This is a genomic window from Nesterenkonia muleiensis (genome assembly GCF_003600155.1).
Taxonomy (GTDB): domain Bacteria; phylum Actinomycetota; class Actinomycetes; order Actinomycetales; family Micrococcaceae; genus Nesterenkonia; species Nesterenkonia muleiensis.
In genome coordinates, this window is record NZ_QWLD01000046.1 from 15,596 (window position 1) to 41,863 (window position 26,268).

The 26,268-nt window shown below is 66.1% G+C and carries 25 protein-coding genes, 1 tRNA gene and 1 pseudogene; 12 read left to right on the forward strand and 15 right to left on the reverse strand.

Annotated features, from left to right (window positions below):
* Positions 1 to 7: 7 nt before the first annotated feature.
* The 4 genes from DVO78_RS13730 to DVO78_RS13745 all read right to left on the reverse strand — a co-directional run bounded on the left by DVO78_RS13730 (position 8) and on the right by DVO78_RS13745 (position 5,098).
* The gene (locus tag DVO78_RS13730) at positions 8 to 2,407 is read right to left on the reverse strand and encodes an FdhF/YdeP family oxidoreductase (protein WP_120005522.1); all 2,400 of its coding nucleotides are present in this window, start codon (positions 2,405 to 2,407) and stop codon (positions 8 to 10) included.
* 120 nt (positions 2,408 to 2,527) lie between these two features.
* Positions 2,528 to 3,445, reverse strand: a complete 918-nt coding sequence (gene fdhD, locus DVO78_RS13735; protein ID WP_120005524.1) for a formate dehydrogenase accessory sulfurtransferase FdhD — start codon at positions 3,443 to 3,445, stop codon at positions 2,528 to 2,530.
* Between the two features lie 56 nt (positions 3,446 to 3,501).
* A complete protein-coding gene (locus DVO78_RS13740) occupies positions 3,502 to 4,761 on the reverse strand; it encodes a molybdopterin molybdotransferase MoeA (RefSeq protein ID WP_120005526.1) in 1,260 nt (419 codons plus the stop codon).
* A 28-nt stretch (positions 4,762 to 4,789) separates the two neighbouring features.
* Positions 4,790 to 5,098: a DUF6457 domain-containing protein gene (locus DVO78_RS13745; RefSeq protein WP_238385314.1), complete on the reverse strand. Its 309-nt coding sequence runs from the start codon at positions 5,096 to 5,098 to the stop codon at positions 4,790 to 4,792.
* A gap of 158 nt (positions 5,099 to 5,256) precedes the next feature.
* Between DVO78_RS13745 and DVO78_RS13750 the strand changes: the two genes are divergently transcribed.
* Positions 5,257 to 6,831 (forward strand): OFA family MFS transporter, encoded by a 1,575-nt coding sequence (locus tag DVO78_RS13750; protein WP_120005528.1) that lies wholly within the window; start codon positions 5,257 to 5,259, stop codon positions 6,829 to 6,831.
* A gap of 1 nt (position 6,832) precedes the next feature.
* On the opposite strand, the gene DVO78_RS13755 is transcribed toward DVO78_RS13750, so the two are convergent.
* The 4 genes from DVO78_RS13755 to arsM all read right to left on the reverse strand — a co-directional run bounded on the left by DVO78_RS13755 (position 6,833) and on the right by arsM (position 11,446).
* A complete protein-coding gene (locus DVO78_RS13755; protein ID WP_157984048.1) occupies positions 6,833 to 7,450 on the reverse strand; it encodes an NTP transferase domain-containing protein in 618 nt (205 codons plus the stop codon).
* 49 nt (positions 7,451 to 7,499) lie between these two features.
* Positions 7,500 to 8,681 (reverse strand): cystathionine gamma-synthase, encoded by a 1,182-nt coding sequence (locus DVO78_RS13760; protein ID WP_120005532.1) that lies wholly within the window; start codon positions 8,679 to 8,681, stop codon positions 7,500 to 7,502.
* Entirely contained in the window at positions 8,674 to 10,218 is a 1,545-nt protein-coding gene (locus DVO78_RS13765) for a pyridoxal-phosphate dependent enzyme (protein ID WP_120005534.1), read from the reverse strand. The genes DVO78_RS13760 and DVO78_RS13765 overlap by 8 nt, the downstream gene beginning before the upstream one ends.
* A 412-nt stretch (positions 10,219 to 10,630) precedes the next feature.
* On the reverse strand, positions 10,631 to 11,446 hold the full coding sequence (gene arsM / locus DVO78_RS13770; protein ID WP_120005535.1) for an arsenite methyltransferase: 816 nt from the start codon (positions 11,444 to 11,446) through the stop codon (positions 10,631 to 10,633).
* An 82-nt stretch (positions 11,447 to 11,528) separates the two neighbouring features.
* Between arsM and DVO78_RS13775 the strand changes: the two genes are divergently transcribed.
* Together DVO78_RS13775 and DVO78_RS13780 are read left to right on the forward strand one after the other, a co-directional pair.
* Positions 11,529 to 11,909: an ArsR/SmtB family transcription factor gene (locus DVO78_RS13775; protein WP_120005537.1), complete on the forward strand. Its 381-nt coding sequence runs from the start codon at positions 11,529 to 11,531 to the stop codon at positions 11,907 to 11,909.
* Positions 11,910 to 12,018: 109 nt separating this feature from the next.
* On the forward strand, positions 12,019 to 13,170 hold the full coding sequence (locus DVO78_RS13780) for a DNA-3-methyladenine glycosylase family protein (protein ID WP_120005539.1): 1,152 nt from the start codon (positions 12,019 to 12,021) through the stop codon (positions 13,168 to 13,170).
* A 114-nt stretch (positions 13,171 to 13,284) separates the two neighbouring features.
* Here DVO78_RS13780 and trxA read toward each other — a convergent pair whose 3' ends face one another.
* Positions 13,285 to 13,662: a thioredoxin gene (gene trxA / locus DVO78_RS13785; protein ID WP_120005541.1), complete on the reverse strand. Its 378-nt coding sequence runs from the start codon at positions 13,660 to 13,662 to the stop codon at positions 13,285 to 13,287.
* A 101-nt stretch (positions 13,663 to 13,763) separates the two neighbouring features.
* Here trxA and DVO78_RS13790 point away from each other — a divergent pair, with 101 nt between their 5' ends.
* A complete protein-coding gene (locus tag DVO78_RS13790) occupies positions 13,764 to 14,195 on the forward strand; it encodes a TlpA family protein disulfide reductase (protein WP_120005543.1) in 432 nt (143 codons plus the stop codon).
* Positions 14,196 to 14,252: 57 nt separating this feature from the next.
* Complete coding sequence (locus DVO78_RS13795; protein WP_120005545.1) at positions 14,253 to 14,774, forward strand: DUF4395 domain-containing protein; 522 nt, start codon at positions 14,253 to 14,255, stop codon at positions 14,772 to 14,774.
* Positions 14,775 to 14,879: 105 nt separating this feature from the next.
* Here the strand turns inward: DVO78_RS13795 and DVO78_RS13800 are convergent.
* Positions 14,880 to 14,961: transfer RNA gene (locus DVO78_RS13800), tRNA-Tyr, on the reverse strand.
* 283 nt (positions 14,962 to 15,244) lie between these two features.
* Here DVO78_RS13800 and DVO78_RS18060 point away from each other — a divergent pair.
* The 6 genes and pseudogenes from DVO78_RS18060 to DVO78_RS13825 form a co-directional block, all read left to right on the forward strand.
* Positions 15,245 to 15,472, forward strand: a pseudogene (locus DVO78_RS18060) (GntR family transcriptional regulator); the annotation flags it as partial.
* A gap of 9 nt (positions 15,473 to 15,481) precedes the next feature.
* Positions 15,482 to 16,561 carry an LLM class flavin-dependent oxidoreductase gene (locus DVO78_RS13805; protein WP_420799096.1) on the forward strand — a complete coding sequence of 360 codons (1,080 nt, stop codon included), beginning with the start codon at positions 15,482 to 15,484 and terminating at the stop codon, positions 16,559 to 16,561.
* 42 nt (positions 16,562 to 16,603) lie between these two features.
* Positions 16,604 to 17,179, forward strand: a complete 576-nt coding sequence (locus DVO78_RS13810; protein WP_120005549.1) for a sigma-70 family RNA polymerase sigma factor — start codon at positions 16,604 to 16,606, stop codon at positions 17,177 to 17,179.
* Positions 17,172 to 17,840 carry a hypothetical protein gene (locus tag DVO78_RS13815; protein ID WP_120005551.1) on the forward strand — a complete coding sequence of 223 codons (669 nt, stop codon included), beginning with the start codon at positions 17,172 to 17,174 and terminating at the stop codon, positions 17,838 to 17,840. Before DVO78_RS13810 ends, DVO78_RS13815 begins: the two co-directional genes overlap by 8 nt.
* A 52-nt stretch (positions 17,841 to 17,892) precedes the next feature.
* Positions 17,893 to 18,264 carry a hypothetical protein gene (locus DVO78_RS13820; RefSeq protein WP_120005553.1) on the forward strand — a complete coding sequence of 124 codons (372 nt, stop codon included), beginning with the start codon at positions 17,893 to 17,895 and terminating at the stop codon, positions 18,262 to 18,264.
* Between the two features lie 41 nt (positions 18,265 to 18,305).
* A complete protein-coding gene (locus DVO78_RS13825) occupies positions 18,306 to 18,743 on the forward strand; it encodes a cytochrome b5-like heme/steroid binding domain-containing protein (RefSeq protein WP_202912199.1) in 438 nt (145 codons plus the stop codon).
* Here DVO78_RS13825 and DVO78_RS13830 read toward each other — a convergent pair.
* The 5 genes from DVO78_RS13830 to DVO78_RS13850 form a co-directional block, all read right to left on the reverse strand.
* Positions 18,709 to 19,740, reverse strand: a complete 1,032-nt coding sequence (locus DVO78_RS13830) for a sugar phosphate isomerase/epimerase family protein (RefSeq protein ID WP_120005555.1) — start codon at positions 19,738 to 19,740, stop codon at positions 18,709 to 18,711. The genes DVO78_RS13825 and DVO78_RS13830 overlap by 35 nt on opposite strands.
* 36 nt (positions 19,741 to 19,776) lie before the next feature.
* Positions 19,777 to 21,033 carry a Gfo/Idh/MocA family protein gene (locus DVO78_RS13835; protein WP_238385315.1) on the reverse strand — a complete coding sequence of 419 codons (1,257 nt, stop codon included), beginning with the start codon at positions 21,031 to 21,033 and terminating at the stop codon, positions 19,777 to 19,779.
* 11 nt (positions 21,034 to 21,044) lie between these two features.
* Entirely contained in the window at positions 21,045 to 22,115 is a 1,071-nt protein-coding gene (locus DVO78_RS13840; protein ID WP_120005557.1) for a substrate-binding domain-containing protein, read from the reverse strand.
* A 93-nt stretch (positions 22,116 to 22,208) separates the two neighbouring features.
* On the reverse strand, positions 22,209 to 23,258 hold the full coding sequence (locus DVO78_RS13845; RefSeq protein ID WP_120005678.1) for an ABC transporter permease: 1,050 nt from the start codon (positions 23,256 to 23,258) through the stop codon (positions 22,209 to 22,211).
* Between the two features lie 113 nt (positions 23,259 to 23,371).
* Positions 23,372 to 24,892 (reverse strand): sugar ABC transporter ATP-binding protein, encoded by a 1,521-nt coding sequence (locus tag DVO78_RS13850; protein ID WP_120005558.1) that lies wholly within the window; start codon positions 24,890 to 24,892, stop codon positions 23,372 to 23,374.
* A 107-nt stretch (positions 24,893 to 24,999) separates the two neighbouring features.
* On the opposite strand from DVO78_RS13850, the gene DVO78_RS13855 reads away from it, so the two are divergent.
* A complete protein-coding gene (locus DVO78_RS13855) occupies positions 25,000 to 26,220 on the forward strand; it encodes an ROK family transcriptional regulator (protein WP_120005560.1) in 1,221 nt (406 codons plus the stop codon).
* The last annotated feature ends 48 nt before the right edge of the window (positions 26,221 to 26,268 follow it).

Below are 26,268 nucleotides of genomic sequence, written 5' to 3' on the forward strand. Positions count from 1 at the left end.
ATCGCGCTCAGGAGCTTCTAGCCCCTGCCAGCTCCGGCTCGACGGTGCTTTCCACCCCGTACTCCTCGCTTGCGCGAGGACTGTCGGCGCAGGGCTCGAACCGGACGAAGATCGCTTTGAAGCCCGGGGTGTTCGACTCTCTGGCCACCAGATCGCGGTGGACCAGAGCGTTGGCTTCCGGATAGTAGGCCGCCGCACAGCCTCGTGCGGTCGGATAGGCCACCAGCCGGAAGCGTTCAGCCCGGCGCTCATCGCCGTTGAACATGGAGACCACATCGACCATGTCGCGATCCTCAAAACCCGTGGCCTTGAGATCCTCGGGGTGGATGAGGATCACCCGACGGCCTCCGGAAATGCCACGATAACGGTCGTCGAGGCCGTAGAAGGTGGTGTTGTACTGATCGTGGGAGCGCATGGTCTGCAGGACCAGGCAGCCCTTGGGCGGTGCCAGGTACTCCAGTGCACGAAGGGTGAAGGCCGCCTTGCCGTCCTCTGTGGCGAAGGCCCGGTGGTCGCGTGGCGGGTTGGGCAGGACGAATCCGTACTTGTCACGGACCCGCTCATTGAAGTTCTCCGTGCCAGGGATGACTCGCGAGGCATGGTCGCGGATGACATCATAGTCATCGGCCATTGCCTTCCAGTCCACCAGGTGGCCGGTGCCGACGCGGGGCTCCTTGCCGAAGATCGCCTCGGCCATTCTCGCAATAATGACCGGTTCGGCCAGCAGGTGGTCAGAGACCGGCTCCAGCCGGCCCTGGGTGCGGCTGATCACCGACATGGAGTTCTCCACCGACAGGAACTGTGCGCCACCCGGGTGCTTGTCGTCCCGGTCGGAACGGCCCAAGGTGGGCAGGATGATAGAGGTCTTCCCGTGAACCACATGGGACCGGTTCGGCTTGGTGGAGATGTGCACCGTCAGTCCGGTCCGCTTCAGCGCCTTCTCCATCAGAGCGGTGTCGGAGTTGGCCATGGCCAGATTGCCGCCCAGGGAGACGAAGACATCGGCCTTGCCCTCGGCCATCGCGTACATCGCATGGGTGGAGTCGTAGCCGTGCTCTCTCGGGGAGGAGATGCCGAACTCAGCGTCCAGCTTCTCCAGGAGCGCCTCCTTGGGCTTCTCCCAGATCCCGAAAGTCCGGTCGCCCTGGACGTTGGAGTGCCCGCGCACCGGGCAGGCACCGGCACCGGGTTTGCCGAAGTTGCCCTGCAGCAGCAGCAGATTGACGATCTCCTTGATGGTGTCCACCGAGTGCGGCTGCTGAGTGATGCCCAGTGCCCAGCAGAAGATGGTGGCCTTGGACTGCGCCAACAGCTCCGCGATGTGCTCGATCTCAGCGCGGTCCAGCCCCGTGGCCAGCTCGATCTCGTCCCAGTCGAGCTGGTTCCGGGCCACCTTGTACTCCTGATAGCCCTTGGTGGAGGATTCGATGAACTCCCTGTCGACCACAGTGCCCGGATTCTCCTCCTCCTTCTTCAATAGCAAGTGGCCCAGGGCCTGGAAGAGCGCCTGGTCACCACCGACCTTGATCTGGAGGAATTCGTCGCTGATGCGATCGCCGCTGCCCACAAGGCCCTGCGGAGTCTGCGGGTCCTTGAACCTCAGCAGACCTGCCTCGGGAAGCGGGTTGACCGCCACGACCTTCCCGCCGTTCTTCCGGCATTCGGCCAGTGATCCGAGCATACGAGGATGGTTGGTGCCCGGATTCTGGCCGACCACGAAGATCAGCTCGGCCTTCTCCAGGTCCTCCAGGGAGACGGTCCCCTTACCGATGCCGATAGTGGGGTTCAGGGCTGTTCCAGAGGATTCATGACACATGTTCGAACAGTCCGGCAGGTTGTTCGTCCCCAGGCAACGGGCCAGCAGCTGATACATGAAAGCCGTCTCGTTGGCCGTACGCCCCGAGGTGTAGAACACGCAGCGGTCCGGTGCCGTCGCCCGGATGTGCTCAGCGATGGTCTCGAAGGCCTCGGCCCAGCTGATCGGGCTGTAGTGCTCCTCGCCCTCACGGATGACCATCGGATGGGTGATCCGCCCGGACTGCCCGAGCCAGTACTCGGTCCGGCCCTCCAGCTCGCTGATCGGATGCCGGGCCCACCATTCCGGGGTGACGATGCGCTGGGTATTCTCCTCGGCGAGCGCCTTCACACCGTTTTCGCAGAATTCGACCTTTTTGCGGTGCCCAGTAATGGACTCCGGCCAGGCGCAGCCGGGACAGTCGACGCCGCCGGGCTGATTCACCCGGTACATGGAACGAACCGTCCGGCTCACCCCGCCCTGCTCCAAGCCGCGGTCGAAAGAGACCTTGACCGCTTTCAGCCCAGCAGCGTAACCCTTGGGGTCGCTGACCTCCAGCTTGGTCTCATCGATATCATCGAACTCGACTATGCGTCCTCGCACGTCAGACATTGCCTATCAACCCTTCACCACATCATTCGGAACAGCATGTGTCTTGGCTAACAATTTTATCGGTAGGCGGGCCCTGTGGCTATGCGTGGGTGTAGACGCTGGGGCCGCAGGCACAGCCTCTCACATCCTGCTTCGCTGCGCCTGAGCCTCCTGTCCCGTCTGTGCATCAACGTCTCGAATTCTCTCCGGATGGGTATACAGGTTGACGCTCCTGCCTCGGGAGAAACCGGCCAGGGTCAGTCCGGCGCGTTCGGCCAGATGAACAGCCAGGGACGACGGCGCCCCGACAGCGCTGAGCATCTCGATCCCGGCCAGGGCAGCCTTCTGCACCAGCTCGAAGGAGGCCCGCCCGGAGACCTGCAGCACGGTGCCGGTCAGCGGGAGCCGGTCGTCCATCAGCGCCCAGCCAACCACTTTGTCCACGGCGTTGTGCCGGCCCACGTCTTCGCGCAGGCAGATCAGATTCCCCTCACCGTCGAAGAGGCCCGCCGCGTGGACCCCTCCGGTTTTGTCGAAGATGAGCTGATTGTCCCGCAGAGTGTCCGGCAGTTCCAGTATCGTCTCGCTGCTGATGCTCAGCTGAGGACCTTTCGCCGGCGCCGCAGGGAGCGTCTTCTCCACCGCATCAATGGAGGTGGTGCCGCAGATGCCGCAGGCCGAGGTGGTCAGCACATTGCGCTTCTCGCTGATCGAGGGCCTGATCAGCAGCGGGTCAAGCTCGGCGTCGATCACGTTATATGTCTGGTTGCCGAATTCATCAGTGCCCGCGCAATAGCGCATCCCGCGCAGCTCATCGGCGGCCCCGACGACTCCCTCCGCCACCAGGAAGCCGGCGACCAGCTCGAAGTCATTGCCGGGGGTGCGCATGGTCACGGTGAAGGCCTCTCCGCCGAGCCTGAGCTCAAGCGGCTCCTCGGCAGCGAGCACATCGATTGTGCTGCGGATGGCGAAGCTGGACTCGCCGTGCTGTGCAGAGTCGCCCTCACCGGACTCGCGGAGGATCCGGGTGACTCTCCTCCGCTGTGTCATACGTCCCATTACTCAGCTTCCTTCCCGCTCGATCGCCGGGTTCTCCTCTGGGCTGAACGGCTCGGTCAAGGGAAACTGCCCGGAACCTGCAGGCACTCCACCTGTTCACCGGCGGCGATGCCGCCGGTGGGCACCACGGCAAACGCATCGGCAGCGGCCAGGCCACGCATCATATGTGAGCTGGCGTGGCTCAGCGGCTGCGCGTCATCCTCCCGGATGTGCACCGGCAGCAGCCGTACTGCGCTGCGAGCCCCTTTAAGGGCGTTGCTTGCTCTAAGAATACGGGAACTCACCGCGGGCGTGATACCCCGAAGTGCCCTGATCAGCGGCTCGCCCAGAACAGCCAGGGCAGCGAAGCCCGCCAGCGGGTTACCGGGCAGGCCGAGGACATAGGTGCGTCCGTGACGTGCCAGCATCGCTGGATGACCTGGACGCATATCCACTGACCCGACCAGGACCTCGGCCTCGAGACGCTCCAGTGCCGGGCGCAGTGCATCGGCACGGGAATGCGCCGTCCCCCCGGTGGTGATGACCAGCTCCGGACCATCTGTCTGCCAGCTTCGCTGTCCTGAACATCCCTGTTCAGAAAGTCCCGGCTCTGAGAATCTCAGTTCGATGAGCGAAACCAGCCCTGCGGTGTCGTCGCCCAGTCTGTGGACGCCCACCAGCTCGGCACCCATGGCGCCCAGCATGCTAGGAAGCGCCAGCCCGAAGACGTCGCGGACCTGCCCCCGCGCGGGCAGACCGGAGCTGATCACCTCGTCTCCGGTCAGCACCAGCCGGACCCGCGGACGGGGGATCACGGTGAGCTCGTCATAGCCGGCGACGGCGGCGGCAGCGGCTCTGGGGGCTGTCAGCACCTGGCCCGGCTCGCAGAGCAGTTCACCGACCCGCGCCTCGGCGGCCTCAGGCCGGATGTTGCGGCCCGGTTCCAGGTCCGGGGTACCCGGATCGGCACGAAGCACCGCGCCCTGGGCTTCGCTGTGCTCGATGTGCCCGTGCTCGGAGCGGAGCACGGAGTGAGCGCCTTCCGGCACCGGTGAACCCGTCACCACGGCGACCGCCTGACCCGCAGCGAGCGGATCCAGAACGGTGGCGGGACGGTCGGCACCGTCGGCCCTCAGCCACCAGCTGCGCTGCTGCCCGGAGGTGATCGCCCAACCGTCCATGGCGGAGGTCGCCGCATGGGGAATGTTCAGCTGGGCGTTCAGCGGCTCCGCCAAAACACAGCCGATGCCAACGGCCAGCGGGCGCCGCACCGGGACCAGCGCTGCGGCCGACGCCGCGATGCTTCGGGCCTGGCCGAAAGGGAGCGGGGAAACCATGAGGCTACCTGGGACTGCCGGCGCCGGCTCAGCCTGTGGCCTGAGAACGGCGCTCAAGCAGCCGCCGAGTCACATCCGAGGCCGCGCTCAGCGCCTTCTGGTAGTCGGCCTGCCCTGAGGCCTCGGCGAGTCCGGTCACATATCCGATCAGGAAGGTCGTCACCGGCGCAGCGGGCCGGACGACGGTATGGGCGGCTTCTCCGGCGAGCTTCAGGAGGGCATCGATGTCGACCTCGACCTCGTCGATCTCCAGGTGATGGGTCAGCTCCTCGACCCACGGGGCGATCATCTCGCGCGCGGACGGCTGGGCATTCTCTGCTTTCTCGGCTTCCGGCATGGGGCTCCTCGCGGTGCTGCGTTCTCAGGTCAGTACATACTCTGCTACAGGCTCGCATAAAACGTGCGGTACTCGCTGATTGTTCTGCGAGGCTGCAAAACAGCAGGTGCTATCGTTGTGATCCGCATCACGACCCTGATAAAGGAGACTACTCTCGTATGACGGTCACTGTGCCCTCCAGGTCACCCTCCATGCAGCGCATCACCGCTGGCCCCGGCTTCAACAGGTGGCTGATTCCGCCTGCCGCACTGGCGATTCACCTCTGCATCGGGCAGGCGTATGCGACCAGTGTGTACAAGGACTCCCTGGTGCGGCATTTCGTCGACTCGCGCTTCTCCGAGCTTATGGGCCCTCAAACATCGGTGGGCGTGATCTTCTCCATCGCCATCGTGATGCTCGGCCTCTCCGCTGCGCTATTCGGCACTTGGGTGGACCGAAACGGTCCGCGCCGGGCCATGCTGGCCTCCACCGTCTGCTGGGTCACCGGATTCGCCGTCGGCTCCCTGGGCATCTACACCGGCCAGCTCTGGTTGGTCTACCTGGGCTATGGTTTCATCGGCGGCATCGGGCTGGGAATCGGCTATATCTCCCCGGTCTCGACACTGATCAAGTGGTTCCCGGACCGGCCGGGACTGGCCACCGGCATGGCAATCATGGGATTCGGCGGCGGTGCGATGATCGCCAGCCCGCTCTCCTCGTCACTTCTGGACTTCTACGACCCCAACGCAGAGGACGGCATCCATTCAGGTCAGGCCGTCGGCGCGCTCTTCCTGACCCTGGGGGCCATCTATCTGGTGGTCATGCTCTTCGGCGCCTGGATCGTCCGGGTACCCCACCCGGACTGGAAGCCCGAGGGCTTCGACCCCAGCAAGGCCAAGAAAAAGGCTCTGGTCAGCGCCGGCAACGTGCGGGCGAACACGGCAATCTCCACCCGGCAGTTCTGGCTGCTGTGGATCATCCTGTTCACCAATGTCACCGCCGGTATCGGAATACTCGAACACGCTTCTCCGATGATCCAAGACTTCTTCCGTGGGGGCGACAACATATCATCGGTGGCTCCCGCGGCGGCCGCAGGGTTCGTCGGGTTCCTGAGCCTGACCAATATGGCCGGCAGGTTCATCTGGTCATCCACCTCGGACGTCATCGGGCGCAAGAACATCTACCTGCTCTATCTGGCCGGCGGTGTGCTGCTCTACTTCTCACTGGCCGTATGGGGCAGCGTATCGATGACCCTGTTCATCATCATCTCCGGAATCATCCTCAGCTTCTACGGCGGAGGCTTCGCCACCATACCGGCCTATCTGCGGGACCTCTTCGGCACCCTGCAGGTGGGAGCCATCCACGGACGGCTGCTGACCGCCTGGTCATGCGCTGGCATCGCAGGTCCGCTGATCATCAACGGCTTCCTGGATGCTCGCGGCGAACCCGGCTCACTGACCGCAGCCGACTACCGGCCTGCGCTGTTCACGATGGTCGGCCTGCTGGTGGTGGGGCTGATCGCCAACATCCTGGTGAACGCGGTCGATGAGAAGCACCATGTGGAGAACGCTCCGGCAGATCCGGAAGCAGAGAAGAGCTCAGGCACCGAAGCCAAGCCCGGTGACACCGAGACGCTCAAGCCGCTGGGCGCACCCCGGGTTCCGCTCTGGCTGGCCTGGGGCGTGGTGGGCATTCCACTGCTTTACGGCGTGGGGCAGACGTTCAACAGCGCCATCCGGCTCTTCACCGGATAGCTCATCCTGAGCGGTTGACCCCGAGACGCTGCGCGTCCTCAGCAGTGTCCACGTCGGCACCCAACCCTGCCGGAAGTATCGGGTGGACGGTCCGGGCACCCTCAAGCAGCCAGCGCAGTGACTGGCTGGTCTCCTCCCCCGGTCTCAGTCCGGCCACTCGCTGGCTGAGCCAGCTGTGGCGGAACGCGGAGCTGAGCATCTGGAACTGCCCCTGAGCATCCCGGGGGACCACGGCCTGTTCTCCGGCGCGGCTGAGCGGCGGCAGCCAGTCCTGGAGCCAGCCGAGCAGCGCCACGGGATCCACCACGTCCACCGCCAACAGGAGCACCACATCATCGGGAGCAGCAGATCCCGCGCCATCCAGCGCACGGACCCCAGCGCAGACTGCGGCGGCCGGGCCGGCCAGCGGCGGATCCTCCCGGGTGAGCAGGAAACCGTCCGGCAGGTTTTCTCCCAGGTGCTCAGGGCCGACGACGACGCCGGAGAACTCCCGGTCGGCGAGCGCCGCAGTCCAGTGCTCCAGCAGGGTACGGCCTCCATGGTCCAGCAACGCCTTGTCCGCACCGCCGAGCCGCTTTCCGGCACCGCCTGCCAGCAGCACTGCGCGCACAGCAGGCATCACCACTGACTCCTCACCCGTGGGGCCGTGGGGCATCACAGACCCGCGGTCACAGTCCTCCGAGGGCCTGTTCCAGATCATCCACCAGATCGGCGACATCCTCAATACCCACCGAAAGCCGCAGCAGGTTCTCCGGAACCGCCAGCTCAGTGCCGCGCACCGAGGCATGGGTCATCTCATGCGGGTAGTTCATCAGCGACTCCACACCGCCCAGAGACTCGGCCAGGATGAAGTACCGGGTCGCCTCGGCGACCTTGCGGGCCGCCGCCTCCCCTCCCGCCAGCTCGATGGAGACCATGCCGCCGAAACCACGCATCTGCTGGGCGGCCAGCCCATGGCCGGGGTGGGACTCCAAGCCTGGGTAGAGCACCCGCTCAATGGCCGAATGCCCCTCGAAGTGCTCAGCGATGGTCTGCGCATTGGAGCAGTGCCGGTCCATCCGCACTCCGAGGGTCTTCAGCCCGCGGGTGGTCAGGTAGGCGTCCAGCGGACCGGAGACCGCGCCGACGGCGAACTGCTGGAAGGCGACCTTCTCAGCCAGGCCGGTGGCGGCGTCACCGGACCCCAGGACCACCGCGCCGCCGACCACGTCGGAGTGCCCCCCGATGTACTTGGTGGTCGAGTGCACCACCACATCCGCCCCCAGCGCCAGCGGCTGCTGCAGGTAGGGGGTCGCGAAGGTGTTGTCCACCACCAGCAGCGCCCCGTGAGCGTGGGCGATCTCAGCCAGCACGGCGATGTCGGTCACCGCCATCAGCGGGTTGGAGGGCGTCTCCACCCACAGCAGGCCGGCGTCGTCGTGCTCTAACTCCGCGGCGACCCGCGCGTGGTCGCTGAGGTCCAACGGGGTATTGCTCACTCCCCAGGCAGAATGGATCTTGTCGAAGAGGCGGAAGGTGCCGCCGTAGGCGTCGTTGCCCATCACGATGCGCTGGCCCGGGCGCAGCAGTGCGCGGATGATCGCGTCTTCGGCGGCCAAGCCGGAGCCGAAGCTGAAGGCGTGACCGCCGCCCTCCAGTGCGGCCAGCTGGGACTGCAACGCGGTGCGGGTGGGGTTGCCGGCCCGGCCGTAGTCATAACCGTTGCGCAGGTTGCCGATGCCGTCGGGAGCGTAGGTGGTGGAGAAGTGCAGCGGGGGCACCACCGCGCCAAAGACCTGGTCCACCTCCTGCCCGGTGTGGATGGCGTGGGTGGCGAATCCCCGCTGGGATCCGCGCTGGGACTCACTCATCGATACTGTCCTCCTCCGCGGCCGCACCCGAGAGGTGGGCCAGCAGGTCGTTTCTGGTGAGCACACCGACGATATCGCCGCGGTCAGCCACCAGCAGGGTGGGGTTGGCCCGGAGTTTGGCCAGGATCTGCGGCACCGTCTCTGTGATGCCCACCAACGGGAGGTCGTCACGCAGGTTGTCGGCCACCAGCTCGTCAGGCTTGGCCTGTCCCTCGATCACATCCTCGGAGAGGTGGGCGACGTCCACGATCCCATAGACCTCGCCGATCCTGGCGGCGCCGCCGGGGCGGTCGATCACTGGCACAATATCCACCCCGTAGCGGTTCATCACGCTCACGGCCTCCCGCAGGGTGGTGTCGCGGGTGATGGAGATGACCTCGGGAAGCGCGTCGGAGAACAGGTCCCGCTTGGCGGCGAGCAGGTCCGCGGCCGTCGTCGTGCTGGTGTCCGCACTTCCGGTGCCCGGCAGCGGCGGCGCAGATTCTGCACCCACCGTTCCCTGGCGCACCGCGGCGCTGATCTCCTCGACGGACTTCACCGTGATCTCGGTGCCAGTGGAGGTGGAGACCACCTCGCCGAAGCCGTGATCGATCATCCACTGGTCGTTGAAGATCTTTCCCAGGTAGCCGCGGCCGGAGTCGGGCAGCACCGCGACGACGACGTCCTCGGGCCCCAGCTCCTGGGCGACCTTGAGTGCGGCAGAGACGGCAAGACCTGAGGAACCGCCCACCAGCAGACCCTCTTCGGTGGCCAGGCGGCGGCACATGGCGAAGGACTCGGCATCGGTGATGGCGTGCTTCTCATCCGGCACGGAGGGGTCGTAGTTGGGGACCCAGACGTCCTCGCCCACGCCCTCCACGAAGTACGGGCGACCCTCTCCGCCTGAGTAGACCGAACCGTCAGGATCGGCGACCACCACGCGCACTGGCCCTGACTCTCGCTCAGCGGAGACTTCCTTGAGGTAGCGGCCGGTCCCGGTGACCGTGCCTCCGGTGCCGGCACCGACCACCAGATGGGTGATCCTTCCGTCGGTGTCCTCCCAGATCTCCGGGCCGGTGGTCTCATAATGGCTGGCCGGTGCGCCCGGGTTGGAGAACTGGTCCGGTTTGAAGCCGCCCTCGATCTCCTCTGCGATCTGGTCGGAGACGCCGTAGTAGCTCAGCGGGGACTCCGCATCGACCCCGGCGGGGCCGACGACCACGTCGGCACCGTAGGCGCGCAGCACATCGCGCTTCTCGAGGCCGACCTTGGGCACGGTGACGAACACCGCCCGGTAGCCCTTCTGCTGGGCCACCAGGGCCAGACCCACACCGGTGTTGCCGGAGGTAGGTTCGACCACCACCCCGCCGGGCACCAGTTTGCCGGCCTCCTCGGCGTCTTCGATCATCTTGCGTGCGATGCGGTCCTTGATGGAGCCGCCGGGGTTGAGGTATTCGAGCTTGACCAGGATGGTGGCTTCGATCCCCTCAGTGACATGGTTCAGGCGCACCAACGGGGTGCCGCCGATCAGGTCGACGACGGACTGGGCATATTTCATGCCTCTCAGGGTACCGGCGTCGCTTCCGTGACCCTAGGGGGCTCGTCTTCTTGCGCAATATAAATAGATAAATAGTAGGCACCATCAATATTAGGCACCATGGGTTCTTGCGATCTGCTTTCCCCGCCGAGTGCCAGATTCTCTCCGCCTCCAGCGCATCTCGGGTCATCAGGCGGAGAGAACCTAGCACTCGAGGGGTGTGAGCTCGACGTGATCTCAATCCTCCCCTCCGAACCGCCCCACCGATGGCCGCGGGCCGTGCAATGACGAGGTCTTCTCATGCCCGAGCCGATGATCGCCATGACCAGCACTGCCGTCCAGGTCGCTTCGGCGGCGATCATGCTGACCAGCCCACCGCGCGGCGCCGCGGCTGGCGAGTCCACCGATGTATCGGGTTGAGGCATAGAGGCGCTCAGGCGGAAGGCTTGGCGGCGCGGACGATGGCGGCGTGCATCCCGTCGGCGGCTTGATGGGTGAACTCCACGCTGGCGTCGATGAACCCGACCGCAGCCAGCCCGTGGAGGTACTCGCTCATGGAGAGCGCTCCGGCAAGGCAGCCGACGTAGGAGCCCCGCTCAGCCCGCTCGGCCGGGGTCAGGTGGTCCTCGGCGACGACGTCAGAGACCCCGATCCGCCCGCCAGGCGCCAAGACACGGAACATCTCGGCCAAGACGGCGGGCTTGTCGGTGGAGAGGTTGATGACGCAGTTGGAGATCACCACGTCCACCGCACCGTCTGACAGCGGGAGATCCTCCATGGCGCCTTTGAGGAACTCCACGTTCCTCGCTCCGGCCCTGACAGCATTCTTCCGGGCCAGCTCCAGCATCTCGTCGGTCATATCCACTCCGTAGGCGAACCCGGACTCTCCGACCCTGCGGGCCGAGAGCAGAACGTCGATCCCGCCGCCGGAGCCCAGGTCAAGGACACGCTCGCCTTCCTGCAGATCGGCGACCGCGGTCGGGTTCCCGCAGCCCAGGCTCGCCTCGACCGCCTCAACGGGAAGGTCCATGGCCGCGGCGGGCTCATAGAGGCCCGCCCCGAATCTCCGTTCGGTGGAGGCGGAGCCGCCGTGACAGGGCGATGCCGAGGGACCGCAGCAGGAGCCCTCCTCAACCAACAGCTCCGCGTTGCGGGTGCCGGTGGTGACTGCGGTCGCGGCCTGCGCGTAGCGGGTGCGGACCTGTTCACGCAGCTGGGTGTCGATGCCCTGATCGCCGCTCTGGCTCATAGCCGGCCTCCTTCATGTCGGATGTTTCACATCGATAATGATCGATGTATCGATGAATGTCAATGTGTGAAAGAATGAAGGCATGACGACCTCACTGCCTCCGCTGACCTTAGAGGCATCCGGCTGTTGCGCTCCGGTGACCGCGGGTGTGATGGAGGTTGCCGACGCTCAGCGGTTGGCGCAGATGTTCAAGGCACTGGGCGATCCCACCAGGGTGCGGTTACTGTCGCTGATCGCCGCCCAGACCGGCGCCGAAGCCTGCGTGTGCGATCTCACCGAGCCGGTCGGGCTGTCCCAGCCCACGGTGTCCCATCACATGAGGCAACTGGTCGGGGCCGGACTGGTCACCCGTGAGCAGCGCGGCAAATGGGCTTACTACGCGATCGTTCCCGAGATGCTGGCCACACTCAGCAGGGTGCTCGACCCGCAGCCGTTGCAGGCCGGGCCCGGCTCATCCTGCTGAACGCGCCTCCAGGCTTCTTCAACCCTGTTCAGCGAGCCAAGGCGCAGACACGAGCATCAGAGTGTCCCGCCACAGGACACCGCGGGTTGATGATGGGATGGTGACAAGTATGACGGCCGAAACAGCCACCGCGGCGGCATGCGCGGAAGCCAGCAGCGAGATGGTCGTGGAGTGCGGCACGCCCTATGACCTGCCGCGCACGCTGGGGGTGCTGCAGCGCGGGTACGCCGACCCGGCAGTCCGGGTCGATGCCGGCACCTTCAGCGGCGGACCTCACGGCACCCCGGGGGCTGGCGCGTGGATGTGCCAGCGGATCTACGGGATCAGCCCCAAAGCCCCTCGGACTCTTGAGGAGCGCCCTGCCCCACTGAGCCGCAACACCGCCGAAAGCCCGGCGAGCGACCCTCTGGAACTTGGCCAGGTGACCTTGCGATTCGACCAGCTCAGCGCCTCCGAGGTCCGCGTCCGGGTGGCGGTTCGCCCCGAGCGCATCCCGGCGGACCTGCTGACTGAGACCGCCCTGCAGCGAGCCGCGAGCATTCTGGGCGTGGAGGACGACTGGACCGGGCTGGAACTGCTCCTCGATGCCCTCGGAGACCGGGCCTCCACGGAGCTTGCGCGGACGCGGCGTCGCCACCCCGGAGTCCGGCTGCCGGCCACTGGTGCGCTGTTCGACCAAGTGGTCAACGTCACCCTGGAGCAGAAGGTCACCCATGAACAGGCGCGGCACAGCTGGCGGAATCTGCTGAAGCGGCACGGTGAGCGGCCACCGTCGTCCTCCGCCCTGAGCGCTCCGGAGTGGATGCGGCTTCCGCTGACGGCTACTCAGCTCAAGCGTGTGCCGAGCTGGGAATGGCACAGGATGTGGGTGCAGCCGCCGCTGTCTCGCACGGTGCTGCGGATCGCCGAACGCGCACCGGCCATTCATCGGCTTGGCAAAGCCACGCCTAGCGATAGTCCCAGCCTCGCCGGACTGGCCGAGCAGCTGACGTCCGTCCCGGGCATTGGGCCATGGACCTCAGCTGAGACCCTGCAGCGATCACATGGAGCGGCGGATCTGGTCGCCGTGGGCGACTATCACCTGGCGCACTTCGTGGGTGAGGCGCTGACCGGCCGCCGCACCGACGATGCCGGAATGCTTGAGCTTCTTAAGCCCTACCGCCCGCATCGGCAACGGGTTGTCCGGCTGCTCGGGCTGAGTGGATTCCGGATGAGCCGATTCGGCCCGCGTCTGGACCCAGAGGATCACCGGCAGCGCTAAGTCCCGCGCAACCAGAGCGTGAAGACCATGGGAACAGCGCCCGACGACGCCGTCATGCCTTACAGTTTCCGCGCATTCCACACAGCGACTTTCCGGTGAGGAAGATCTCCGGTATCAGGACTGGGACTGTTCGGATTCCTGCTCCGCGACCTGCTGGTGAACCTCTTTCATGTCGAGGTCCTTCACCGCGGTGACCACCTGGCCCAGCTGTTCCGCGTTGAGCGCCCCTGGCTGGGAGAAGACCAGCACCTTCTCGCGGAAAGCCATCAGTGTGGGGATGGAGCTGATCTTCGCAGCAGCCGCCAGCTCTTGTTCGGCCTCAGTGTCGACCTTGGCGAAGGTGATCTCCGGATGCTCCTCGGAAACCTTCTCATAGACCGGGGCGAACTGTTTGCAGGGACCGCACCAGTCCGCCCAGAAGTCGATGAAGAGAATCTCGGAGTCCTCGAGCGTCTGCTGGAAGGCCTCAGCGGTCAGTTCAGTAGTAGCCATGGGCGCCACGATACGTCAGCGGGCCGCTGATGTGGAGTGCTGGGAACCATTAAGCGTCCGGCGAATCCCGGAACGGCGCCTTCTTTGGGTAGCCTTCGGGCATGAGTCCCAACTCCGCGCTGCTGCTGGTTCTGGGGATTGTGCTGGTCTTTGCCCTGGTAGGGGTCCTGATGCGGCGCAGAGCGAACCGGCGACGTCGTGCCTCACCGGCGGCGCCGGACACCGCACAGCTGCTGGGCCTGAGCGAGCTGGGCAGCACGGCGACACTCGTGCAGTTCAGCACACAGTTCTGCAGCCGTTGCCCCGGGATGCGGCGAGCATTGGAGGAGCTCACCGGTCGGTTCCAGCATGTGGTCCTCCACGAGGTCGACCTCACCGAGGACCTCGCCACCGCGAAGGCGCTGAACATCCTGCAGACTCCCACTGTGCTGGTTCTGGACAGCGCCGGGAATCTGGCCGCGCGCTACGCCGGAGCCACCGACCCGCGAGCACTGGAGGCCGAACTCATTGCGTTGCGTGACAGACAGCTCTGAGCCGGGACTCTTGGCACCTATAGTGATGACATCAATCATCAGTGAGCGGAGGCAGGGATGAACGCTACGGGCCCTGAGCAGGCATCTGACGAGCAGGCGCGCATCGATCCTCGGGGTCCGCGGTTCACGGCATGGATCACCTCGGCACTGCTCGGCGTGGGGCTTTTTCTGGCGCTGCTGGACGGACAAGGGGCCGCGTCGGGACTGGGCGAACGAGCCTCTCAGCCTGGATTCGTCCTCCTGGCTGGGGCCGGGCTGCTCTTCGTGTGGGGGTTCACCGCACCCAGCACAGCACCCTGGGGACTGCTGTTCCGGCAGGTCGTGCGCCCTCGTCTGAGCCCGCCGCGGGATGTGGAGGATCCCCGTCCGCCCAGATTCGCTCAGCTGATCGGTTTCACCGTGGTTACCATCGGCCTGGCGCTTCACCTGCTGGGCGTTCCCTGGGCGCTGGTGGTCGCCTCAGCGGCGGCCCTCGGAGCAGCGTTCTTGAACGCGGCGTTCGGGTTCTGCCTGGGCTGTCAGATCTACCTCGGCCTGGCTCGCGCTGGTCTGATCCGGCCCCGGGGCGGGCTTGCCTGAGCTAACCCAGACTCAGCTCAGGCGCCAGGAGGCCGGCAGACGAACGCCGAAAGCGGGCCTCAGCCCTCGCCGAGACCCGCTTCTGTATGTGCTGCGTGAGTAAGGTGGCGGATGAGGGATTCGAACCCCCGTAGGCAGTGCCAGCTGATTTACAGTCAGCCCCCTTTGGCCGCTCGGGTAATCCGCCTGAGCAATGGGCGTCCACGCAGAACGCACCGGATTACTTTACCGCACCAGGGGGTATTTCTCGAATCCGAGCAGCTCCCTGTACACGCTCTGTCTCACCCACTGGGCTGATGCCGAGGTCCCTCCACCAGCCATGCGGCGGCGAGGGGCCCGAGGGCGGCCGAGAGCAGGAAGACGAGCATCCGCAGAAGCAGTCGAACCATGATGACTCCCTCGTTCTTACGGAAGTCGCCGCGAGTAGAATGACAGGCAGGATTCTGACCCGAACCGGAGGCTGTGGAATTATGTCTGAGCTCGATGCCGAGGAACTGGCCGCCCGGCTCAGCGACCGCACACCGGCCGGCATCGCCGAGCAGATCGGCCACCTGATCGAGCATAAGCTGCTGCCTGTGGACTCCCGGCTGCCCACAGTCCGGGATCTGGCACAGGAGTTGGGGGTCAGCGTAGGGACCATCGCCCAGGCGTGGAGCCTGCTGCGCGAGCAGGGCCTGGTCGAGACCCGACGCCGCGGCGGCACCCGGGTGCTTCCCCGGGCACGACGGCGCGCCGAAGACTTCACCGGCCCCGGCTCAGCGCTGAAGAAGCTCGGGTTCCTCACCATCGGCCTGTTCGATCCCGCTGAGCCTGCTGCCGGGCACGAATCCACTCTGCGGATCATCGAGCTCGGCGAACAGCTCGGCTTCGACTCCGCCTGGCTGCGCCACCGCCACCTGCAGTTCGGCATCTCTTCGCCGGTAGCGGTCATGGCCGCGGCCTCCCAGCGCACCTCCCGGATCGAGCTGGGCACTGCAGTCACCCCGCTGAGCTGGGAGAATCCACTGCGCCTGGCCGAGGACCTCGCGACCGTGGATGTCCTCTCCGGCGGGCGCATCAACCCGGGGTTCAGCGTCGGTGCGCCGATGCACTTTGACACTGTGCGTGAAGCCCTCTATCCGCACACCGCTGAGGCTGAGGACTTCAGCCACTCCCGCGCCGAGCGGCTGGCGGGGTTCATCGCCGGCGAGCCGGTGCGCGAGCTCTCCGGCAAAGATGGTGTGGTGGAGGAGTTCTCGAATCGGGTGGAACCCCACTCCCCCGGGCTGCGGCAGCGGCTCTGGTACGGAGCAGGAAGTCTGCGCTCTGCCCAGTGGGCCGGCCAGGCAGGGCTGAACCTGCTCTCCTCTTCGGTGCTGTTCCCGGACGACGACGCCGGAGACTCACCTGATTTCGCCGAGGTGCAGGCTCAGCAGATCCGCGCCTTCCGTGCCGCCCACCCTGATGGTGGGCGCGCCCGCGCCTCGCAGGGCCTGGTCGTGATTCCCACGGATTCGGCCAGCCGGGAGCAGGAGGCCAAGTACCGCGCCTATGTCCAGGAGCGGACTCCACGCACTGGTGAACCGCAGCAGGCCGGCGCCAAGAGGATGATGTTCGCCCCGGATGTGATCGGCACCAGCGATGAGATCGCCGATGCTCTGCTTGCTCACGCCGGATACCTGGAAGTGGATGAGGTCGCCTTCGCCCTGCCCTTCAGCTTCGCTGAGGAGGACTACGTGCAGATCCTCACGGATATCGCCGCCCGCCTCGGGCCTGCACTGGGCTGGAGGCCCCGATCCAACCGATGAGCTGCCAATCCCTGACGACCTTCTCACCGTAATGTAGATGTGATGGCATTCTCACGGGCGGCTGCGGCCGACGATGACGCGCTCTTGGCGGCATTTGCCCTGGGCGATGAATCCGCGTCTGCGGCTTTCCTGCGGCGCTTCCAAGGACGCGTCTATGGCCTGGCGCTGTCGATCATCCGTGATCAGGCGATCGCTGAGGATATCAGCCAGGAGGTTTTCGTCCGTGCCTGGCGAGCAGCCCAGAGTTATGATCCCCGGCGCGGCACAGTGCTCACGTGGCTGCTGACGATCACCCGCAATGCCGCCATCGATGCGATGCGAGCCCGGCGCAGCATCCCGGCAGAGGACGAGATCCTCGACCATCTCCTCCACGCAACGCTCGACGCCGCTCCCGCCACGGAGGATCTTGCTCTCAACCGTGCAGAAGTGCAGTCCGCTCTGCGGTTCCTCCAGGGCATCTCGCGCCCACAGGCGCGGGCGGTCGTCCTTGCCACGCTGGGAGGATGCACTGCGGCTGAGATCAGCCGCCTCGAGGACATCCCACTGGGCACAGCAAAAACACGGATTCGGGATGGACTGCGCCGCATACGGCAGCATTCGGAGGCAGCACATGACTGAGACCTGGCACCCCGATACCGACCTGCTTGTGGATCTGGCCCTCGGTCACGCCCGAGCCGATACCAGCGACCGGATCACGCGCCACCTCTCTGAGTGCCGTGCCTGCCGAGGCGTCTACGACGAACTGCAGGAGGGATTGGAAGCTGTTCTTCCAGCTGCTCCCGAGACCACCGCACCGGCGGGCTTCGAATCCGGCGTGCTTGAGAGACTGCATCCGCCGCAGCAGACAGCGCCCGCGCCCCATGCTCCGAAGACCCGCATGACGCTGGCAGCTGCAGCAGCCTGCCTATTGGGTGCCCTGATCGGAGGGACCGGCGTCTACGCCTATGAACGAGGCACCTCTGAGCAGACGCAGAGCCCAGCACCCGAAGCTGAGCACACCGCAGAACTGGTCACCGCCGGCGGCGAGACCGTGGGCTGGGCCGCCGCCGGATACGGCGCCGAAGGGGCTGTGCTGATCCTGACGGTGGACGGCGGATCCGCTGGAGCCAGCTATACCTGCCTCGGAGTATTCGACGATCGGAGCACCGAGGTTCTCGCCGAGTGGACGATCTACGAGGACAAGACGAGCATATGGGTGCTGGAGGAATCCGCCGATTCGCTGCAGCGGCTCGAGCTGCTCGATGACTCAGGTGACGTGTGGGCGCAGGCGGAATGGTGAGGAATCTGGGCCGGAGGCAATCCCTGCCGGGCGCGGGTCCGTAGTACTACTCGTGAAGCTCACCACCATGCTGATGCTGACGGCGCGAATCGCCGCGCTGCTGACCCTCGCCTCGCTTGCTGCACTGTTCGCTTCGGCGGGGCTGCTCGTCCAGGACGCCCACGGACTCACCCTGCACAGTACTGGCGCGGTGGGGATCCATATCTTCTCGGGGATACTTGCCGCGGCTCTGGCTGCACGCGCATGGGTGACGCGCTCAGGAGTCCGAACTGCGGCGGCTGCCGCAGCACTGTTCGGACTGAGCTTCGTCCAGGCCGCCCTGGGCAGTTATCTGACGATGGCACTGCACGTCAGCGGCTCTCTGGTGGTCACCGTACTCTCAGCGGGGATCACCTTCTGGGCCTTCACGACCCGAGCGCACTGACCGGCAAGACCAGATCACCGACACAACGGATGGAGAACCGCATGACGATCCTTGAGAATCGCCTGAGCCCGCACCGACTTATCGCCGCCCCGCTCGTGATCGGCGCCATGCTGCTGGCAGCAGGGTGCGCTGCCGACGAGCCCAGCACGGACACCGGCGACGGCGAAGCCGATACTGCGACCGCTGAGGAGAATGGCACCGACGACCCCGAAGACGACGAGGCTGAGCAGGGCGCCGCAGACGGGGCGATGACGTTGGCAGAGGTTCAGGAGAACGACTCCGCAGACTCCTGCTGGGCGGTCATCGACCAGACGGTCTACGACCTCACAGACTGGATCGACGCGCATCCAGGCGGGTCAGCCCGCATCGAAGAGCTCTGCGGCACCGATGCCACCGAGCAGTTCGCTCAGCAGCACGGTGGCCAGGACGGTCCCGAGAGTCAGCTCACGGAGTTCGAGGTCGGGCCCCTGGAGGACTGACGCTGAAGGCTGCGTCGAAGGCGGCGGCCGAGGGTTCGAAGGCGTTGGCGCGGACGAAATCCAGGGCCTGCGGGGCGCCGATCAGCCGGTCCATTCCGGCGTCTTCCCACTCCACGGACAGCGGACCCCGGTAGTGAATGGCGTTGAGCATCCGGAAGGCGTCCTCCCAGGGCACATCGCCGCGGCCCACGGAGATGAAGTCCCAGCCACGGCGCGGATCGCCCCATGGCAGATGCGAGGACAGCCGTCCGCTGCGCCCGTCGGTCAACCGCTTCTTGGTGTCTTTGCAGTGCACGTGGTAGATCCGGTCCTGGAAGTCCCAGAGGAAGCCGACCGGGTCGATATCCTGCCAGACCATATGAGAGGGGTCCCAGTTCAGCCCGAAAGCCTCTCGGTGGCTGATGGCCTCCAGCGCCTGGTGGGTGCTCCAGTAGTCATAGGCGATCTCCGAGGGGTGAACCTCGTGGGCGAAGCGGACCCCGGCCTCGTCGAAGACGTCCAGGATCGGGTTCCACCGGTCCGCGAAGTCCCGGTACCCGGCCTCCACCAGCTCCTCTGAGACCGGCGGGAACATGGCCACGTACTTCCAGCTGGCCGAACCGGTGAACCCGGTGACGGTCTTGACTCCGAGCCGGGCCGCAGCATGGGCGGTGGCTTTGAGCTCCTCCGCGGCGCGCTGACGCACACCCTCGGGATCGCCGTCACCCCAGACCCTGTCCGGAAGGATGTCCCGGTGCCGGGCGTCGATGGGGTCATCGCAGACCGCTTGGCCCTTCAGATGGTTGGCGATCGCGTAGACCCGCAGACCGTTCTTCTCCAGGATGTCGAGCCGGTTCCGTACATATGAGTCGTCCTCGGCGGCCCTCCACGGGTCCAGGTGGTCGCCCCAGCTGGCAATCTCCAAGCCGTCATAGCCCCATTCCCCGGCCAGCCGCGCCACCTCCTCAAACGGCAGGTCGGCCCATTGACCGGTGAACAGTGTGACTGGTCGTCCCATTGCTGTGCTCCTTAGGGGTTCTCACGAGGCGGGTGCTCAGTGGGCGGGTGCAGCGGCCCGGCCGTCGGGAACGGAGGCGGCGGCACCGTCCTGAACTGTGGGTGGTATGGGTGTCCAGCGGCTCTCTGCCGCGGAGGAGCGCTCCACGGCATCGAGAACCCGCTGGACATGCAGGCCGTCGTCAAAGCTGGGGCTCGGCGCGGTCCCAGAGCCCAGGGCGGTGAGCAGGTCGACCAGCTGGTGGGTGAACCCGTGCTCATAGCCGAGCCCGTGACCGGGGGGCCACCACGCCTCCAGATAGGGATGTTCCGGTTCGGTGACCTGGATCCGCCTGAAGCCGGCAGTGGTGGCGTCATCGGTGGCCTCGTAGAGGTTCAGGACGTTCATCTCCTCGAAGTCGAAGGCCAGCGCCCCGGTGGTTCCGGACACCTCGATGCGCAGCGCGTTCTTCCTGCCCCAGGCGTAGCGGCTGGCCTCCAGGGTAACCGGTGCTCCCGACTCCAGCCGTGCCAGGCCCAGGGCGACGTCGTCCACGGTCACCGGTCCGCGTGCGGTGCCTGCTGTGCCGTGGAGTCCGGAGAAGGACTCGGCCACCGGGCGTTCGGGGACGAAGGTGTCCAGCAGCCCCGAGACTCCGGCGAAGCGCTGACCGGTGATGAACATGGTCAGGTCCACCGCGTGGGCGCCGATGTCGCCCAGCGCCCCGGAGCCGGCCTTGGCCTTGTCCAACCGCCAGGACAGCGGGGCATTCTCATCGGCCAGCCAGTCCTGCAGGTACTGGGTCCGGACCTGACGGACCTCGCCGATACGGCCAGCGGCCACCAGCTGACGCGCCAGCTGGACAGCCGGGACGCGGCGGTAGGTGAAGCCGACCATGGAGTGCACCCCTGCGGCCCGGGCCCGGCGTGCGGTAGCGGCCATGGATTCGGCCTCAGCCACAGTGTTGGCCATGGGTTTCTCCACCAACACGTGCTTGCCGGCCCTCAGTGCAGCCTCGGCGATCTCGGCATGGGTGTTGCCCGGGGTACAGATGTCCACCAGGTCGACGTCCTCCCGCTCCAGGACACGGCGCCAGTCGGTTTCTGACCCGGCCCAGCCAAGCTGCTCAGCCGCGGCCCGGGCGGCCCCCTCGCTGCGGCCGACCAGCACTGTCATCTCCGGGGTCAGCGGCAGATCGAAGAACCTCGGAGCGGTTCGCCATGCCTGGGAGTGCGCCCGCCCCATGAAGGAGTACCCGATCATGGCCACGCCGAGCCTCTTCTTCGCCGGAGGCGGCGTCAACTGCTGGTTCATGCTTTGCCCCCTCAGGACTCGAAGGCGGAGTCTATGTACTGGTCCACATTCTCAGCGGTCACCACCGGTGCGTACAGCTGAATCTCCCGGGGCACCTCCAGCTGAACCAGATCGCCCATGGCCCGGCCCTGAGCCAGCAGGCGGGCCAACCGGATGCCATCAGCAGCCTGGGTCGAGGGATAGATAACCGTGGCTTCGACCACCGACTCCTCATCCTGAATCTCGCGCATCATATTGGCTGAGCCCGCCCCGCCGACCATGAAGAACTCATCGCGGCCGGCGTTCTCGATGGCAGCGAGCACCCCGACCCCCTGATCGTCGTCGTGGTTCCACAGGGCGTCGATCTCCGGGGCCGCCTGCAGCAGGTTGGCCGCGGCGGACTCACCCTCAGAGACGGAGAAGCCGCCGTCCACCCGGTGATCCACCTCCAGGCCGCAGTCGGCCAGCGCATCCTCGAAGCCGGCGCTGCGGTCCTGGGTCAGCGGCAGTGAGTCAATACCCGCCACTTCGGCCACCACGGCGTCGGAGTCGCCGTCCAGCCGTTCACAGATGTACTCACCGGCCGAGACTCCCATCCCGTAGTTGTCGCCGAGGATGGTGGTGCGGGCGGCGAACTCGGAGGAGAACTCACGGTCGACGTTGACCACCGGGATACCGGCCTCCATGGCGTCGATGGCGACCTCTGTGAGCGCTGCGCCGTCGAAGGGCAGCACCACGATCGCATCGACGCCGTCGTTGATGAACTGCTCGATCTGACTGATCTGCAGATTGACATCGTTGTCGCCTTCGGAGATGCGCAGGTCCACGTCCTCGAGCTCCTCGCCCTGTTCCTGGGCCGCCTGGGTGATGGCGCTCATCCAGCCGTGGCCGGCAGCCGGGCCCGAGTAGCCGATGACCACTTCTTCCCCCAGTTCGGCGTTGTCACCGACGAGCGCGGTGTCGGCGGTGCCGCCGCCGTCGTCATCATCATCGGCCACGGCGTCGGGGTCGTTGCTGAGGCAGCCGGAGACCAGCAGGCCGGCCGAGAGCAGGGCGGTGGCGGAGAGCCACCATGTCGGAGTGGTTGAGATGGTGCGAGTCATGTTTCCTCCTTGAAAACGGTATGGACTCAAGTGGTGGGTGAGTGATTCCTCGTAGGACGTGGGGACAGAGCCCGGAGAACCAGAGGCAGCTAACTATCGTCGTTTCGCTTCACGGGAGAAGCGCTGCTGCAGCAGCACCGCGCCCACGATGATGCCTCCGGTCACCAGGGCCTGGACCGACTGGTCCAGATTGTTCTGGATGAGCACATTGGTCAGCACCGCGAAGATGATCACGCCCAGCACAGTGCCGACGATGGTGCCTCGGCCGCCAACCAGCAGCGTGCCGCCGATGACCACTGCGGCGATGGCGTCCAGCTCCATGAGGGAACCGTGGGTGGAACTGCCCGCTGTGGTGCGGGAGAGCATCATGACCGCACCGATGCCGGCGCAGAGACCGGCCAGGGTGAAGACCAGCATGGTGTGCCGCTTGACCTTGATGCCGGCCAGCCGGGCGGCCTCCGCGTTGCCCCCCACCGCGATGGTGCGGCGTCCGAAGGTGGTCCGGTTGAGCAGGAACCAGCCCGCCACGGCCACCAGGATGAAGATCCATACGATCACCGGAACACCCAGGATGCTGCGGCGGAAGGCGTTGGTGAATTCGGGGACGTTGACGATCTGGGTCTGCCGTCCGGAGATGATTTCGGCGAAACCCCGGGCTGCCACCAACATGGCCAGGGTGGCGATGAAGGGGACCACTTTTCCGTAGGCGATGATGATCCCGTTGACCAGCCCTGCACCGGCGCCGACTGCCAGCGCGGTGAGCACCAACACGATCCAATGCAGGTCATTGGCCATCGCCTGGGTGCCCAGGGTGGTTGCCCAGACGGTGGCCAGTCCCATCACCGAGCCGACGGAGAGGTCGATGCCCCCGGCGGTGATCACGAAGGTCACCCCGATGCTGATCACCCCGATGACGGCGGCCTGGCTGAGGATCGTGGTCATATTGGACAGGCTGAGGAAGCGGTCTCCCCCGGTGGCGGCGCCGAGTGCGATCAGGGCGACCAGGGCCAGTACCAGGCCGAGGCTGTGCCCCAGGCTCAGTTGGAATGTCGGCGCGGCCTTCTGCTCAGAGTCCACCGGTCTGAGATCTCGCTCCACCGTGCTGGTTTCGCCGGTGGGCACAACCGCCTCGGTCCCTGACATGGCCCTCCCGGGCACGGACGTGTCCGGGTGAGACCCGGCCCGGGGTCCGCCACGGCCGCGTGCAGGGGCCGAGGCCTTCACGCCTGAAGCGTCGTGAGAGGTGTCTTCGGTGCTCATGCGGGGGCTCCTTCCATGACAAGGTCGAGCACTTGGTGCTCATCGAGTGCTGCCGCTGGTCGCTGGTCGACGATCCTGCCGTCGGCGACCACTAGGATCTGGTCGGCCAGACCGAGCACTTCTTCGATTTCACTGGAGACCATCACCACGGCAGTTCCCTGGGCGGTCAGTTCACGAATGAGGGTGTAAATCTCGGCGCGGGCTCCGACGTCGACTCCGCGGGTGGGCTCATCCAGCAGCAGCACCTGACAGCCGTGGACCAGCCAACGGGCGAGCATCGCCTTCTGCTGGTTGCCTCCGGAGAGGGTGCGGATCCGACGGTCCACATCCGGCGGGGACAGATGCAGCGACGTGGCCTGTTTCTTGGCCGCGCCGCGTTCGGCGGCTTCGCGCAGCCAGCCGCCGGCGGCGAAGCGGGCGAAGGTGGACAGGGTGATATTGCGGTAGATCGGCTCTTCCAGCAGCAGGCCCTGGCTCTTGCGCTCCTCAGGGGCAAGCCCGATACCGTGGCGCACCGCATCGGGGACGGAGCCTGCACGCAGCTGCCGGCCCTCCATTCGTACCGCACCGGCGGTGGGCTTGCGCGCCCCGTAGATGGTTTCAAGGATCTCCGAGCGGCCCGCCCCGACCAGTCCGGCCAGGCCGATGATCTCACCGGGACGGACGCTGAAGCTCACCGCCTCGAAGAGGCCGTCGACGGCGAGGTCCTCCACTGACAGCACAGGTGTCTCGCTGATGGCGCCGGTGGGTGCGCCGCCGAAGTCGGCCACCACCTCGTGACCGGTCATCAGCTCGATCAGTTCAGCAGTGGAAGTGTCCTCCACTGACAGGCCGGTGGCCACGGTGCGGCCATCCTTGAGCACAGTGATCCGGTCACCGATCCGCCGGATCTCCTCCAGCCGGTGAGAGATGTAGATCACCGCCACACCCTGCTGCTTGAGGGATATGACCACACGAAAGAGGTTTTCGACCTCTTCGGGGTCCAGGACTGCGGAGGGCTCGTCCATCACGATCAGCTTGGCATCATGGGAGAGCGCCCGGACCATGGAGACCACCTGCTTGCCGGCGGCGGGCAGACGCCCCACCTCCTGCTGCGCGGAGATCTCCGGGTGGCCGAGGCGGGCGAGGAGTTCGCGCGTCTGTGAGGCGGCGCTGCGCCGGTGCAGGACCCCTGCGGTGGCCATCTCATGACCGAGGAAGATGTTCTCCGCCACGGAGAGTCCATCCACCACATCCAGTTCCTGGTACATGGTGGCCACGCCCAGCTGCAGGGCTGCCGTGGGGTTAGGGATGGAGGTGGGCTCGCCCATCCAGAGGATCTTGCCGTCGTCGGGCTGGTGCAGACCTGCCAGCGTCTTGATCAGGGTGGATTTGCCGGCACCGTTCTGCCCGAGTAGGCAGTGGACCTCCCCGGCGCGGATGTCGAGGGTGACCCCGTCGAGGGCTTTGGCGCCAGGAAAGTGTTTGGTGATTCCGCTCATCTGAAGCAGCGGAGCAGCCTGACCTTTTGTGATCATGCTCACAGCCTAGGCTTACTTTTGATTCTCGTCAATCAAAAGATGCGTGTTCATAATTTGATGTCAGCACTAGGCTGATCAGAAGTAGGGGTGATTTACTGTTCTGCATGTCATTCGTTGTCCTTCCCGACGACAAGAACCGTGCCGCAGTGTCAGCCCCCGGCACAGCCCCGCCCTCCAGTGCGGGCAGCCTCTTTCAGCTGCTGCGCGATGGCGTTCCCCGAACCCGCTCCGACCTGGCCGCGCAGACCGGGCTTGCCCGCTCCACCGTCTCTGGCCGCGTCGAGGAGCTGCTGGCCTCCGGCCTGATCATCTTGGCCGGCGAGAATTCCTCCACCGGCGGCCGGCCCCCCACGACGTTTGCCTTCAACCCCGGTTCCCGCTGCGTGCTGGCGGTGGATCTGGGCGGCACCCACGCGCGCATCGCAGTCACCAACCTGGCCGGCAGCATCCTCGCCGAGGAGGAGCAGGAGCTGACCATCTCCCTGGGCCCGGTGGCAGTCCTGGACGCTGTTGTTGATATTGCCAGCCGGATGATCGACCAGGCTGGCCGAGATCCGGAGAACCTTATTGGGATCGGTGTGGGCCTGCCCGGCCCGGTGGAGTTCGCCACCGGGCGGCCCACCAGCCCCCCGATCATGCCCGGTTGGGACGGCTACGATGTCCCCGGCCATCTGCGACGGACTTTCGACGTGCCGACTCTGGTGGATAATGACGTGAACATCATGGCCTTGGGTGAGCACGATATGGTCTACCCGAATGTGCCGCATATGATGTTCGTCAAGATCGCCACCGGCATCGGTTCGGGCATCATCAGCGACGGCCGCCTGCAGCACGGCGCACAGGGCGCAGCAGGGGATCTGGGGCATATCGCAGCACCTGGCGAGGACAGGACCCCCTGCGCCTGCGGGAACCTGGGCTGCCTGGAAGCCGTGGCCTCTGGCCCCGCCATCGCCAGGCAGCTGCAGAAGAGCGGACTCGACGTTCCCAGTCATGCCGCCCTGATCGACTTGGTGCGGGCAGGGGACCTGACGGCCATCCGCGCCGTGCGCGAAGCCGGCCGAAAGGTGGGGGCGGTGCTGGCCAGCTGCGTGAACATGCTGAACCCGCAGCTGATCGTCATCGGCGGCCTGGTGGTCACCGCCGGAGAGCACTTCCTGGCCGGTATCCGGGAGACTGTCTACTCCCGGTCGTTGCCGCTGGCCACCATGCACCTGCGCATCGTGGCCACCCAGACCTCCGGCCGCGCCGGGGTGCTGGGAGCCTCGGCGCTGGTCACCTCCTACGCACTTTCCCCGGTGAACGTCAACGCCCTGCTCGCCCGGTAATCAGCACCCCAGCAGCCAGTACCCGACTGCCGGAGAGCGACGAGGCAG